Genomic DNA, 12,798 nt, shown 5'->3' with positions numbered 1-12,798 from the left:
GCCACAACAGGGAAGGGATGCACCATGAACACCTCGTCCAACCTGCATCGCTCGGGTCTGATCCTGGACCGGCGACGTTTCCTCGGCCTCAGCGCCCTGGGCATCTCCGCGGCGGCGCTCTCCGCCTGCGGCGGCGGCCCGTCGACCAGCGGTGGTGGCGGCGGCGCCAGCGCCGTCGAGCAGATCGACTTCAGCGGCGTGAAGCCGGCCAAGGAGATCACCTTCTGGACCTCCAACCCCGGTGACTCGATCAAGGTCAGCACCGAGATCGTCAACGCCTTCAACGCCTCCCAGTCCGACATCACCGTCAAGCTCGTCACGGCCGGGGCCGACTACGAGGAGATCGCGCAGAAGTTCCAGACCGCGCAGACCGGCGGCGACCTGCCCGACATCATCAACCTGTCGGACGTGTGGTGGTTCCGCTACAAGATGAACGACCAGATCATCCCGCTCGACTCCCTCTTCGAGGCACTCGAGTTCGACACCGACGACTATGTCGACTCGCTGCTCGGTGACTACCTCTACGACGACGCCCACTGGGCGGTTCCGTGGGCCCGCTCGACGCCCCTCTTCTACTACAACAAGGATCACTGGAAGAAGGCCGGACTGTCCGACCAGGGCCCGCAGACCTGGGAGGAGTTCGGCGAGTGGAAGAACAAGCTCGCCGCGTCCAGCGGCGCGAAGTTCGCCTTCCAGTTTCCGGCCCTGGCGGGCTACGCCGGCTGGACCCTGCAGAACAACCTGTGGGGCTGGGGCGGCGGCTGGTCGAAGGAGGAGTCCTTCGACATCACCTGCGACTCGGCCGCGTCGGTCGAGGCGCTCTCCTTCCTCAAGGACTGGGTCTACAAGGACAAGGTCGCCGGGGTGGCCGGTGTCGACCAGATCCAGGACTTCGCGGCGGGCGTCGCCAGCGCCACCGTGGGCTCGACCGGTGACCTGATCAACGCGATCACCTCGGCGAAGTTCGACGTCGGCGTCGCGCCGTTGCCCGCCGGGCCGGCGGAGGCGGAGCGGATCTGCCCGACCGGCGGCTCGGGTGTCGGCATCCCGAAGGACATCAGTCCCGAGCGGCAGCTCGCGGCCGGCACCTTCATCAAGTTCCTCACCGAGCCCGAGCAGGCGATCAAGTTCTCGGAGGCAACCGGCTACGTGCCGATCCGCAAGTCCGCCGACCCGGCCGCGATCCTGAAGAAGACCCCGCAAGCCCAGGTAGCGATCGACCAGCTCCCCAACACCCGCTCGCAGGACTACGCCCGTGTCTTCCTGCCCGGTGGCGACCTGGAGATGGCCAACCACATGGCCTCGATCCTCACCGAGAACAAGGACGTCCAGACCGAGATGGACAGCCTGAAGACGGCGCTGGAGAAGATCTATACCGACCAGGTGAAGCCGCACATCTGATGAGCACCGCGTAGGGCACCCCGCGGGGTGCCCTACGCTCGGTCCTCGTGAGCGAGGACTTGGTAGTGGAGCGGCGCACGGGCGTCGTACAGGTGACCTTCAACCGGCCGCAGAAGCACAACGCCTTCACCGCGGAGATGTACGGCGCGCTGCACGAGCTGTGCGACGAGCTGGCCACCGACGAGTCGGTGAAGGTGCTGGTGCTGACCGGCACCGGCGGCCGGGCGTTCGCCGCCGGCAACGAGATCTCCGACTTCCTCTCCCGCGACGCGGTGGACTACGAGGACTGGATCCGCGCGCTGCTCGAGAAGCTGTTCGCGCTCCCGCAGGTCACCATCGCGGCGGTCGACGGGGTCTGTGTCGGCGGCGGGCTCGCGGTCGCGACCCACTGCGACCTGCGGGTCGCGACGCCGCACTCGCGCTTCGGCTACCCGATCGCGAAGACGCTCGGCAACGCGCTCGCGGCCTCCATCGTCTACCGTGCGGCCGCCGTCTTCGGCGAGCCGGTCGTGCGCGAGATGCTGCTCGCGGCGCGGCTGGTCGGCGCCGACCGGGCCTATGCCACCGGCGCGCTGACCGCTGTCACCGACTCGCTGGCCGACGAGGTCGACGCGCTGGTCGAGGGCATCCTGCCGCTCTCCGGCGTCACGGTCCGGGCCACCAAGAGCCAGCTCGCCGCGTACGCCGCCCGGGCGGAGGCCTCGCCCGAGGGTGATGAGGACCTGCTGCGCGAGGTCTACACCGGCGCCGATTTCAAGGAGGGCGTACGCGCGTTCCTGGCCAAGGAGAAGCCCGCCTTCCGCTAGACCCGTAAGTCCGTTGACGGGTGCGCCCGGCGGGCCGACCATGTCGTATGTCCACCGAGCAGAAGACGTACGTCAACAGCGACCTGTTCCGAGGCGCGCTGATCCGGCAGAGCGATGTCAGCGACCTGGAGATCCGGGACTGCTGGTTCGAGGAGCGACTGAAGATCGTCGACTGCTACGGCCGCGACGTCTATCTCGCCGGGGCCTTCAAGCGGATCGTGGTCAACGACGTCGACGTGACGGCGTACGTCGAGGCCGAGCTCGACCGGGCCGAGCCCAACCGGGTGCTGGCCCGTGAGGCGAGGAGCGCCGACGAGATCCGTGCGGCCTGGGCGGCCATCGAGGAGACCTGGACAGCCACGTTCGAGCGCGTCCGGGCGCTGCCGGAGGAGCTGCTCCATCAGCGGGTCGACGACGAGTGGTCGTTCATCGAGACCCAGCGCCATCTGCTCTATGCCAGCGACAAGTGGCTCGGCAACCCGGTCCTCGAGGAGGACGAGCCCTACCACCCGCTCGGCTATGGGCCCGCGGGGGCGGACGAGACCGGCACCGGACTCACCGTCGACGCCGACCCGTCGCTGGAGCAGATCCTGGAGCCCCGCCTCGCCAGGATGGGCACGATGCGCGCGTTCGTCTCGGAGGTCACCGACGCAGACCTCGACCGGCTCTGCACCCGCAAGCCGATCGGCAACGACCCCGACGCCGACTACGACGTACGCCGATGCCTCAAGGTTGTGCTGGCCGAAGAGGCCGAGCACCACCGCTATGCCGTACGTGACCTGGCCGTTCTGACCTCGCGCGACTGAGCGTCCGCCCGGTCATCAGTCCCGGCTGCCGCGCTGCGGGTGGCAAGTCGGCCCGCGGTGTGCGTAGGGTCGAACCGTGATCGCCGAAGCGCTTGCGTTCGCCACCGAGGAGCCCGCGGGGCTCCTGCCGGCGCGCCAGCAGATGGCCTTCTCGCTCGGCTGGCACATCATCCTGGCCTGCTTCGGCGTCGCCTTCCCGAGCATGATCTTCGTCGTCCACCTCCTCGGCCTTCGTGGCAACGAGGTGGCGCTCGTCCTGGCGAAACGGTGGGCGAAGGTCTCCGCGGTGCTCTTCGCGATCGGCGCGGTCTCGGGCACGGTGCTCAGCTTCGAGATGGGCCTGCTCTGGCCAGGGCTGATGGGCAAGTTCGGCGACGTCCTCGGGCTGCCGTTCGCGTTCGAGGGGCTCTCGTTCTTCACCGAAGCGATCTTCCTGGGCCTGTATCTGTACGGCTGGGGACGGATGTCGCCCCGCCTGCACCTGCTCTGCCTGGTGCCGATGGCGGCGGCAGGGATCTTCGGCACCTTCTGCGTGATCTCTGTCAACGCCTGGATGAACATGCCCACCGGCTTCCGCATCAACGCCAGCGGAGAGGTGGTGGACGTCGAGCCCTGGAAGGCGATGTTCAACGAGGGCGCACTGCTGCAGTTCCTGCACATGTGGCTGGCGGCTTTCATGGTGGCGGGTTTCGTGGTCGCCGCGGTCTACGCCGCCGGCGTCCTCCGCGGCCGGCGCGACCGCCATCACCGGCTCGGCTTCACGGTGCCGTTCGCCTTCGCCTCGGTCGCGGCCGTCCTCCAGCCTGTCGTCGGTCACGTCCTCGGCATCCGACTCGGCGAGACACAGCCGGCGAAGCTGGCTGCCTTCGAGCTCGCCGACACCACCGAGCAACCGGCGCCGCTGCGTCTGGGCGGGCTGATGATCGACGGCGAGCCGCGCTACTTCATCGAGATTCCCAACTGGGGCTCCTTCATCGCCCGCGGCAGCTTCGACCTGCCGGTGCGCGGACTCGACACCTTCCCTGCCTCCGACGTCCCGCCGGTCAACATCACCCATCTCGCGTTCCAGACGATGATCGGCATCGGGAGCCTGATGATGCTGGCCGCCATCGTCTACTGGCTGCTTCGCTGGCGTGGTCGGGACCTGTTGGAGAGCCGCTGGTTCTGCTGGTTCGCGGTCGTCGCCGGACCGCTTGCCGTCGTCGCGCTCGAGGCCGGTTGGGTCGCTACCGAGGTCGGCCGCCAGCCGTGGGTCGTCTACGACGTCATGCGCACCGTGGACGCGGCCGGGGACAACCCGGGCCTGTGGTGGGTCTTCGGCACGATGGTGGTCGTCTACACGCTCCTGACGATCGGCGCCGTCCTGGTGCTCCGCTCGATGGCGCGGCGATGGCGTGAGGGCGGCGAGGACCTGCCGAGCCCGTACGGCCCGGCGGCGATCTCTGCGGACAGCCGGTCATGAGCCTGGAGGTGGCGGTCGCGGCGGCGCTGTTCGTCGGGGTCCTGGCGTACGCGCTGTTCGGCGGAGCCGACTTCGGCTCGGGCTTCTTCGACCTCACGGCCGGTGGGGCGCGACGGGGCGCGGAGCTTCGAACGCTGGTCGACCACAGCATCGGCCCGGTGTGGGAGGTCAACCACGTCTGGCTGATCTACTGCCTGGTGGTGTGGTGGACCGCGTTCCCGGAGTCGTTCGCGGCGGTGATGACGACGTTGATCGTGCCGTTGCTGCTGGCTCTGCTTGGGATCGTGCTCCGTGGTGCCTCGTTCGCGTTCCGGAAGTACTCCGCGACGCTGTCGCAGGCCCGTGCCTTCGGTGCCGTCTTCGCGGTCTCGTCGATCATCACGCCGTTCTTCCTGGGGACCGTTGCGGGCGCGATCGCCTCCGGCAGGGTTCCCGCTGAGGGGTACGGCGACCGCTGGTCGTCGTGGGTGAACCCCACCTCGGTCTTCGGAGGGATCATCGCCGTCGGCACCTGTGCCTTCCTTGCCGGTGTGTTCCTCTGCGCTGATGCCGTACGTGCCGGGAAGCCCTCTCTGGCATCGACCCTCCGGGTCCGGACGCTCGGGGTGGGTCTGGTCACCGGACTGATCGTCTTCATCGCGCTGATCCCGATCCAGAGGGATGCGCCGACGTTGGCCGAGGGGTTGGAGACCCGGGCCGCGCCACTGATCGTCTGCTCGTTCCTGGCCGGCGTCACCACCTTGTGGCTGCTCCGGAAGAGCCGCTTCGCGATCGCTCGGCTGCCCGCACTGATCGCGGTGGCCACCGTGATCTCCGGCTGGGGCGTCGGCCAGTATCCGTGGCTCTTGGTCGACGAGGTTCTTCTCGCCGATGCGGGCGGCGCCGATGCGACCTTGAGGGCGCTCCTGGTGGCCGTCGCGATCGCGGGGATCGTGGTCGGACCTCCGCTGGTCCTGCTGTTCCGGCTCACTCAGACCGAGCGGTGGAGCAGGTGAGCCTCCCCGAGGATATTCAGGCGCCGTACGCGTCGGCCGACCCTACGATGTCGCCGTGACCGTCTTCGGCTGGATCGTGCTGACTCTGGTGTTCGTCGACGAACTGCTGGCAATGGCGGCCTTCGGGGTGTGGGGCTGGCAGCACGAGCCGCGGTGGCTGCTGGTCTGGTTGCTGCCGGCGGTGGCCATGTTCGTCTGGTGGCTGTTCGCCTCGCCCAAGGCGGCTCGTGGCGGGCCCGTGATCCGGCCGGTGGCGAAGGTGATCGTCTTCGGGCTCGCCTCGCTGGCGCTCCTGGACGCCGGGCAGCCGGGATGGGCGCTCGCTCTGCTGATCTTCTCGGTCGTCGTCAACGGCCTGGCTCAGGTGCCGGCGATCAGCCGGCTGCCCAACGATGTGCCTCGACCAGGCTCGGCCCGTACCAGGTGATCAGCCGGCCGCTGACCAGCTCGGTCGGCGTCCGCGCGAAGGCCTCCGGGCCGTCCTCGGCGGTGAAGACGTACGGCTCGTCGGGCAGCAGCACGACGTCGGCCCCGGCGCCGTCGATCTCGGCCAGATCGACGTGCGGATAGCGGTCCGCGTGCTCGCCGAAGGCGTTCTCCCAGCCCAACCGTCGCAGCAGGTCTCCGGTGAAGGTCCGTGAGCCGACCACCATCCACGGGTCGCGCCAGATCGGCACCGCGACCCGGCGAGTGACCCGGGGGAGCGGCCCGCACCAGAGCCGGCGGGCCTCCGCCAGCCAGTCCGGGCGGTCCCAGCCGATGCCGTCGAGAAGGTTCTCCATGGATGCGATCGCCTGGGGGACCGTCTCGATGTCCGTGACCCAGACCCGGACGCCCCGCTCCCGAAGCCGGCGTACGTCCAGCTCCCGGTTCTCCTCCTTGTTGGCCACCACGACGTCCGGCGCCAGCGCCGCGATCGCGGCCAGATCCGGGTTCTTGGTGCCGCGCACGCGCGGCACGTCGAGGTCCGCCGGATGCGTACACCAGTCCGTCGCCCCGACGACCCGGTCCGCCGCGACCGAGACGAGCGCCTCGGTCAGCGACGGAACCAGCGACACCACCCGGGTTGCCGGGCGTGCGCCGTCGTATGGGGCTCCCAGGTCGTCGACCACTGTCGTTGCTGTCACACTTGCTCCGATCTCGACACGGCGGTCACGTCCGGTCGCAAGCTCCCGGACGTGCGCCTGCTCGATCTCTTCGCCGACGCGACTGCCCTCCTTCGTCGGGCAGTCGCTGGCTCAGACGTTGCGGCGGTACTGTCCCCCGACCTCGAAGAACGCCTCGGTGACCTGGCCCAGCGAGCAGACGCGAGCCGCGTCCATGAGCGCGGCGAAGACGTTCTCGTCGGAGGTGGCGGCCTGCTTGAGGCGTACGATCGCGGCTTCCGCCTCGGCCGAGTGGGCGGCCTGGAAGGCGTGGACGCGGTCGAGCTGGGACTTCTTCTCGGTCTCGGTCGCACGGGCGAGCTCGACGGGGCCGGCGGGGGCGCCGTTGGTGTCGCGTACGAACGTGTTGACGCCGACGATCGGCAGGGTGCCGTCGTGCTTGCGGTGCTCGTAGAGCATCGACTCGTCCTGGATCTTGCCGCGCTGGTAGCCGGTCTCCATCGCGCCGAGTACGCCGCCGCGCTCGGAGATCCGGTCGAACTCCTTCAGTACGGCCTCCTCGACGAGGTCGGTGAGCTCGTCGATGATGAAGGAGCCCTGGAGCGGGTTCTCGTTGAACGCCAGGCCCCACTCGCGGTTGATGATCAACTGGATCGCCAGAGCGCGCCGCACCGACTCCTCGGACGGGGTGGTCACGGCCTCGTCGAAGGCGTTGGTGTGCAGCGACTGGGCGTTGTCGTAGATCGCGATGAGCGCCTGCAGCGTGGTGCGGATGTCGTTGAAGTCCATCTCCTGCGCGTGCAGGGACCGGCCCGAGGTCTGGATGTGGTACTTCAGCTTCTGCGCGCGCTCCGAGGCGCCGTAGCGCTCCCGCATCGCGATCGCCCAGATGCGGCGGGCGACGCGGCCGATGACCGAGTACTCCGGGTCCATCCCGTTGGAGAAGAAGAAGGACAGGTTGGGCGCGAAGTCGTCGATGTCCATGCCGCGGGCCAGGTAGGACTCCACGTAGGTGAAGCCGTTGGCGAGCGTGAAGGCGAGCTGGGAGATGGGGTTCGCCCCGGCCTCGGCGATGTGATAGCCGGAGATGCTCACCGAGTAGAAGTTGCGCACCCCGTTCTCGATGAACCACTCCTGGATGTCGGCCATGCAGCGCAGCGAGAACTCCGTGGAGAACAGGCAGGTGTTCTGGCCCTGGTCCTCCTTGAGGATGTCGGCCTGCACCGTGCCGCGGACCGTCTGCAGCGCCTTCGCCGGGTCGATCCCGCGCTCGCGCGCCTGGTCGATCACGGTGTTGAGGAAGAAGGCGAGGATCGTCGGCGCCGGGCCGTTGATCGTCATCGACACCGAGGTCGTCGGGGCGAGCAGGTCGAAGCCGTCGTAGAGCGCCTTCATGTCGTCCAGCGTCGCCACCGAGACGCCGGAGGTGCCGACCTTGCCGTAGATGTCGGGGCGTACGTCGGGGTCACGGCCGTAGAGCGTGACCGAGTCGAACGCGGTCGAGAGCCGGGTTGCCGGCTGGCCCTCGGAGAGCAGCTTGAAGCGGCGGTTGGTGCGGAACGGGTCGCCCTCGCCGGCGAACATGCGCGCCGGGTCCTCGTTGGCCCGCTTGTAGGGGAAGACGCCCGCGGTGTACGGGAAGAACCCGGGCAGGTTCTCGTTGCGCAGGAACCGGGTGAGCTCGCCGCGGTCGGTGTAGCGCGGGGTCGCCACCCGCGGGATGTGGTTGCCGGCCAGCGACGTGCGGCCGCTCTCGTCGGCGGCGTACGTCTCCTTGGTCTCTTCCCACGTGGAGAGCTGTTTCCGCAGGTCGTCGGGGATCTCGCTGGCGGGGGCCTCGAGCTCGGGGTGGTCCGCGGCCACGATCTCGTACGCCTGCTCCTTCCGCGCCGCGGCGACGAGCTCCACGGTGCGGGCGTGGTAGTCGCGTACGTCGCCCGCGATGTCGGCCAGGTAGCGCACCCGCCTCTCGGGGATGATCGGGTGGATGCCCGTCGAGTGGCGGGTCGAGACCCGGGGAAGGACGCCCTCGCCGATGGCGAGCCCCGCCTCGGCGAGGAGTCCGCGCAGGTGCTGGTAGAGCGCGGTGACGCCGTCGTCGTCGAAGGCCGCGGCCGAGGTGCCGAAGACAGGCATGTCGTCGGGGGAGGAGGTGAATGCCTCCCGGTTGCGGACGAGCTGGCGGGACACGTCGCGCAGCGCGTCCTCGGCCCCGCGCCGCTCGAACTTGTTGATCGCCACGACGTCGGCGAAGTCGAGCATGTCGATCTTCTCCAGCTGCGACGCGGCGCCGAACTCGGGCGTCATCACGTAGAGCGAGACGTCGACGAAGTCGCTGATCCCGGTGTCGCCCTGCCCGATACCGGGCGTCTCGACGATGACCAGATCGACGGCGGCCTTCATCACTGCGAGCACGTCGGCGAAGTGCTCGGGCACCTCGTGACCGCCGCGCGTGGCCAGGGAGCGGTAGTAGGTCGTCGAGCCGCCGTCGGTGATGGCGGCGAGGGAGTTCATCCGGATCCGGTCGCCCAGCAGCGCACCGCCACCGCGCCGTCGGCTCGGGTCGATGGCGAGCACGCCGATGCGGATCTTGTCCTCCTGGTCGACCCGCAGCCGCCGGACCAGCTCGTCGGTGAGCGACGACTTGCCGGAGCCGCCGGTGCCGGTGATGCCCAGGACGACCGCCCGGCTGGCCTCGCGCAGCGGATCCGCGATCTCCGCAGGCAGTCGCCCCTGCTCGGCTGCGGTGATGGATCGCGAGAGGGAGAGGGGGCAGCCGGCGAGCACGTCCTCGGCCGCGAACTCGAAGGTGGGCCACAGGTCGCGGTCGATGTCGCGCACGACCGAGTTGATCATCCCCGGGAGCCCGAGCCGCTGGCCGTCCTCGGGGGAGAAGATCTTGACGCCGGAGTTGGCCAGTCGCTCGATCTCGTAGGGAACGATCACGCCGCCGCCCCCGCCCACGACCTTGATGTGGCCGGCGCCGCGCTCCTTGAGCGCGGTGACCAGATACTCGAAGAACTCGACGTGACCGCCCTGGTAGGAGGAGACCGCCACGCAGTGGGCGTCCTCCTGGACGGCGGCGTCGGCGATCTCGGTCACCGAGCGGTTGTGGCCGAGGTGGATCACCTCGCATCCCTGGGCCTGGAAGATCCGGCGCATGATGTTGATCGCCGCGTCGTGACCGTCGAACAGGCTGCTCGCGGTCACGATCCGTACGTGGTTCTGGGGGATGTGGAGGTCAGACATGGGCGGTGCTCCCAGGAAATAGTTGGACGTCCAAGTAATTCCAGCATAGGTCGTCCCTGGCGTACTTGCCAGTACGCGACGTCGGCGTCTCAGCCGACGGCGTCGCCCGACGCCGCGCGGAGCGTCGTGAGCAGCGCGGTCAGACCGGGTACGTCATCGATCCCCGGCTTCTCGAAGACCTCGCTGTTCAGCGAGATCGTGGCCGCCTCGACCACCTCACGCCCGGCATCGGAGATGGCGGCGAGGACGACGCGCCCGTCGTCGGCGGAGCGGCTGCGGCGTACGAAGCCCTGCTTCTCCAGGCGAGCGACGGCGCTGGTCACCGAGGCGGGGTGGACCTGGAGGCGGGAGCCGAGCTTGGCCATCGGGAGCTGGCCGTCCTGGGTGAAGGAGAGGAGGCGGAGCACCTCGTAGCGGGCGAAGGAGAGGTCGTGGGGCCGCAGCGCGGCGTCGACGCGCTCCATCACGAGCTGGTGCACGCGCACGAGCGAGGTCACCAGCGCCATCCCGTCGGCGGCATCGGCCCAGCCGTGCGCTATCCACTGCCGTTTCGCCTCGCCGATCGGATCCATGCGGGCCAGCATCACACAGATGGCTTTACTAACTGATTACGACGGCGCGCCGAAGGTCCCGAGCAGGTTGAGAATCACCGCGAGGCCGATGACGGTCGCGATCACCGATAGCGTCACGACCAGGCCGACGGCGACGGAGAAGCCCGCCCCTTCGTGCCGCGCGCCGCGCTGCTGCAGCGCGTAGAGCCGGGCGACGCTGGTGATCAGCGTGCGCCCCTCCTCGGCGTCGAAACGGTACTGGTCCGTGTCGGGGACCGCCTCGGGGTCGTGCACGGTCCACACGCCCTGGTCGGTCTGCTCGTCATCGGCCTCGATGCGGCGTACGCCGGTCCTCTGCGTGTGCGGCACGTCGCCGAACCAGACGAGGCTGCGGGTGTCCTCGATGATCGCGTACGAGCTCCGGGTCGGCATCGAGACGTGGTAGGTGAAGACCCAGTGCAGCTTGGCGGCCAGCAGCGTGGAGTGCCAGCGTTCGTCGGCCAGGTCGAGCTCCACGTCGAAACCGCGCGCCGTCTCGGTCGCCTTGTAGGGAGTTCCGTCGCACACGCGCGCGACATGTTCGAAGAAGGGCCTCGCATGAGGGGACACGACTCAACAGGCTATCTGCTCAGAGGACTCTGTGGGCTCACTCCGTGGCGTTGGGCGGCACGTCGATCTGGAAGTGGACCCGGCCGCCGTCGACGTCGTCGACGGTGATGATCGCGTCGTACTTCTCGCCCTCGGAGGTGAGGACGCAGGTCATCTCCGTGCCGACCTTGCCCTCGAGATCACCGGGGCAGTCGAGCCCCTCGGGGGTGACGCCGATGGCGTTGGTGAGCTGCTCGGTCGCGATCCGCTCGACCGTCTTCTCCTGCACGTAGTCCTTGTCCGAGCCGCCGCAGGCCGTCAGGGACAGGCCCAGGAACAGGCACAGCGGCAGCACGAGCAGTGCCGCGCCGGTCTTGGCGCCCGAGAAGGCGCGAGTGCGTGTCATGCGCACAGACTAGGGGTAGGCAGAGATCAGGCAGACGTACGCCGCACCAGCACGCGCCCGACGACGCCACAGGCCGCCGACCCCGAGGGGCCGGCGGCCGGGCGGCGGAGCGGTCAGCCCACCGGAGTGAAGTCGCGCGCCCCGATGAACGTGGGCCGCGGCCTCGGGGCCGAGAACGGCTCGACCGCGGTGTTCTCCACGCTGTTGAACACCAGGAAGACGTTCGAGCGCGGGTAGGGCGTGATGTTGCCGTTGGAGCCGTGCATGCAGTTGCAGTCGAACATGACCGCGCTGCCGGCAGCCCCGGCGAGCACGTCGATCCCGTAGGTGTCCGCCATCTTCGTGATCGTCTCCTGGTCCGGGGTGCCCGCGCCCTGCATCACCAGCGAGGACTTGTAGTTGTCCTCAGGGGTGGCGCCACCGCACGAGACGTACGTCCGGTGCGTGCCGGGCATGATCATCAGCGGCCCGTTGAAGGAGTGGTTGTCGGTCAGCGAGATGGAGATGCTGGCGGTCCGCATCCGGGGCAGGCCGTCCTCGGCGTGCCAGGTCTCGAAGTCGGAGTGCCAGTAGAAGTCACCGCCGCCGAAGCCGGGTTTGAAGTTGATCCGGCTCTGGTGGATGTAGACGTCCGAGCCCAGGACCTGCCGGGCCCGGCCGACCACGCGCGGGTCGGCCGCCAGCCGGGCGATGAGGTCGCTGGTCCTGTGCACCTCGAAGATCGAGCGCACCTCCTGCGAGGCGGGTTCGATGATGGTGCGCTCGTCGGCCCGGGTCTCGGGGTCGTTGCTGAGCCGGTGCAGCTCGGCGCGCAGCTCCGTGACCTCCTCGGGCGTGATCAGGTCGGGGACGGTCAGGTAGCCGCGCTCGTCGTAGGAGTCGAGCGTCTGCTGGTCCATCGGCCCGTCGGTAGCGGTGCCCCAGACGACCTTGTCCTGGCGGGGGAGCGTGCTGAAGCCCTCCTCGAGACGGGTGGGGTACACGTCGTCGACGTGTTCGATTGCAGCGGTCATGCAGTTACCTCCTCGGTCAGGAGCGGGTAGACGCCGTTGTCGTCGTGCACCTCGCGACCGGTGACCGGCGGGTTGAAGGTGCAGATCAGACGCAGGTCGGTTGTGGCGGTGACGGTGTGCTTGTCGTGCTTGTCGAGCAGGTAGCACATCCCGTCGCGGATCTCGTACGTCTCGCCGGTCTCGCGGTCGAGGAGCTCGCCCTCACCGCCGACGCAGTAGACGCACTCGATGTGGTTGGCGTACCAGAACTCGTTCGTCGTCCCGGCGGGGATGTTGGTCTCGTGGAAGGAGAAGCCGACGCCCTCGCGGGCCAGCACGATCCGGCGGCTTCGCCAGGTGCCGTGCTCGGACTCGACGCGTACGTCTCGGTCGGTCTCGTCGAGGTCTTCCAGATAGGTGACGCGCATGTTCTCTC

General features: G+C 68.8%; 13 protein-coding genes. 6 read left to right on the top strand and 7 right to left on the bottom strand.

The genetic code is table 11. The features are described from left to right. The first annotated feature begins 24 nt into the window (after positions 1–24). The 6 genes from ABZY89_RS03045 (at position 25) to ABZY89_RS03020 (ending at position 5,897) form a co-directional block, all read left to right on the top strand. Entirely contained in the window at positions 25–1,401 is a 1,377-nt protein-coding gene (locus tag ABZY89_RS03045) for an ABC transporter substrate-binding protein (RefSeq protein WP_355224508.1), read from the top strand. A 47-nt stretch (positions 1,402–1,448) separates the two neighbouring features. Then, positions 1,449–2,207 (top strand): enoyl-CoA hydratase-related protein, encoded by a 759-nt coding sequence (locus ABZY89_RS03040; protein ID WP_355224506.1) that lies wholly within the window; start codon positions 1,449–1,451, stop codon positions 2,205–2,207. A gap of 47 nt (positions 2,208–2,254) precedes the next feature. Then, positions 2,255–3,013, top strand: coding sequence for a DinB family protein (locus tag ABZY89_RS03035; protein ID WP_355224505.1), 759 nt, complete (start codon positions 2,255–2,257; stop codon positions 3,011–3,013). Between the two features lie 76 nt (positions 3,014–3,089). Then, positions 3,090–4,475, top strand: coding sequence for a cytochrome ubiquinol oxidase subunit I (locus ABZY89_RS03030; protein ID WP_355224503.1), 1,386 nt, complete (start codon positions 3,090–3,092; stop codon positions 4,473–4,475). Further along, positions 4,472–5,470 (top strand): cytochrome d ubiquinol oxidase subunit II, encoded by a 999-nt coding sequence (locus tag ABZY89_RS03025; RefSeq protein WP_355224501.1) that lies wholly within the window; start codon positions 4,472–4,474, stop codon positions 5,468–5,470. Before ABZY89_RS03030 ends, ABZY89_RS03025 begins: the two co-directional genes overlap by 4 nt. 55 nt (positions 5,471–5,525) lie before the next feature. After that, entirely contained in the window at positions 5,526–5,897 is a 372-nt protein-coding gene (locus ABZY89_RS03020; protein ID WP_355224500.1) for a YrdB family protein, read from the top strand. Here ABZY89_RS03020 and ABZY89_RS03015 read toward each other — a convergent pair. The 7 genes from ABZY89_RS03015 to ABZY89_RS02985 form a co-directional block, all read right to left on the bottom strand. Further along, a complete protein-coding gene (locus ABZY89_RS03015) occupies positions 5,845–6,582 on the bottom strand; it encodes a helical backbone metal receptor (RefSeq protein ID WP_355224540.1) in 738 nt (245 codons plus the stop codon). The two genes, ABZY89_RS03020 and ABZY89_RS03015, sit on opposite strands and share 53 nt — an antisense overlap. 126 nt (positions 6,583–6,708) lie before the next feature. Beyond that, positions 6,709–9,825, bottom strand: coding sequence for a fused isobutyryl-CoA mutase/GTPase IcmF (icmF, locus tag ABZY89_RS03010; RefSeq protein ID WP_355224498.1), 3,117 nt, complete (start codon positions 9,823–9,825; stop codon positions 6,709–6,711). 89 nt (positions 9,826–9,914) lie between these two features. Beyond that, on the bottom strand, positions 9,915–10,397 hold the full coding sequence (locus tag ABZY89_RS03005) for a MarR family transcriptional regulator (protein WP_355224497.1): 483 nt from the start codon (positions 10,395–10,397) through the stop codon (positions 9,915–9,917). Positions 10,398–10,433: 36 nt separating this feature from the next. Next, positions 10,434–10,943, bottom strand: coding sequence for a hypothetical protein (locus ABZY89_RS03000; RefSeq protein ID WP_355224495.1), 510 nt, complete (start codon positions 10,941–10,943; stop codon positions 10,434–10,436). 79 nt (positions 10,944–11,022) lie between these two features. Next, positions 11,023–11,370: a DUF4333 domain-containing protein gene (locus ABZY89_RS02995; protein ID WP_355224494.1), complete on the bottom strand. Its 348-nt coding sequence runs from the start codon at positions 11,368–11,370 to the stop codon at positions 11,023–11,025. A gap of 113 nt (positions 11,371–11,483) precedes the next feature. Further along, complete coding sequence (gene thpD / locus ABZY89_RS02990; RefSeq protein WP_355224492.1) at positions 11,484–12,383, bottom strand: ectoine hydroxylase; 900 nt, start codon at positions 12,381–12,383, stop codon at positions 11,484–11,486. After that, on the bottom strand, positions 12,380–12,790 hold the full coding sequence (locus ABZY89_RS02985) for an ectoine synthase (RefSeq protein WP_183550294.1): 411 nt from the start codon (positions 12,788–12,790) through the stop codon (positions 12,380–12,382). Before ABZY89_RS02985 ends, thpD begins: the two co-directional genes overlap by 4 nt. Positions 12,791–12,798 lie beyond the last annotated feature (8 nt).

Origin of the sequence: Nocardioides sp. NPDC006303 (genome assembly GCF_040613175.1) — a bacterium.
Lineage (GTDB): Bacteria > Actinomycetota > Actinomycetes > Propionibacteriales > Nocardioidaceae > Nocardioides.
This window is presented reverse-complemented; position numbering and strand designations above follow the sequence as displayed.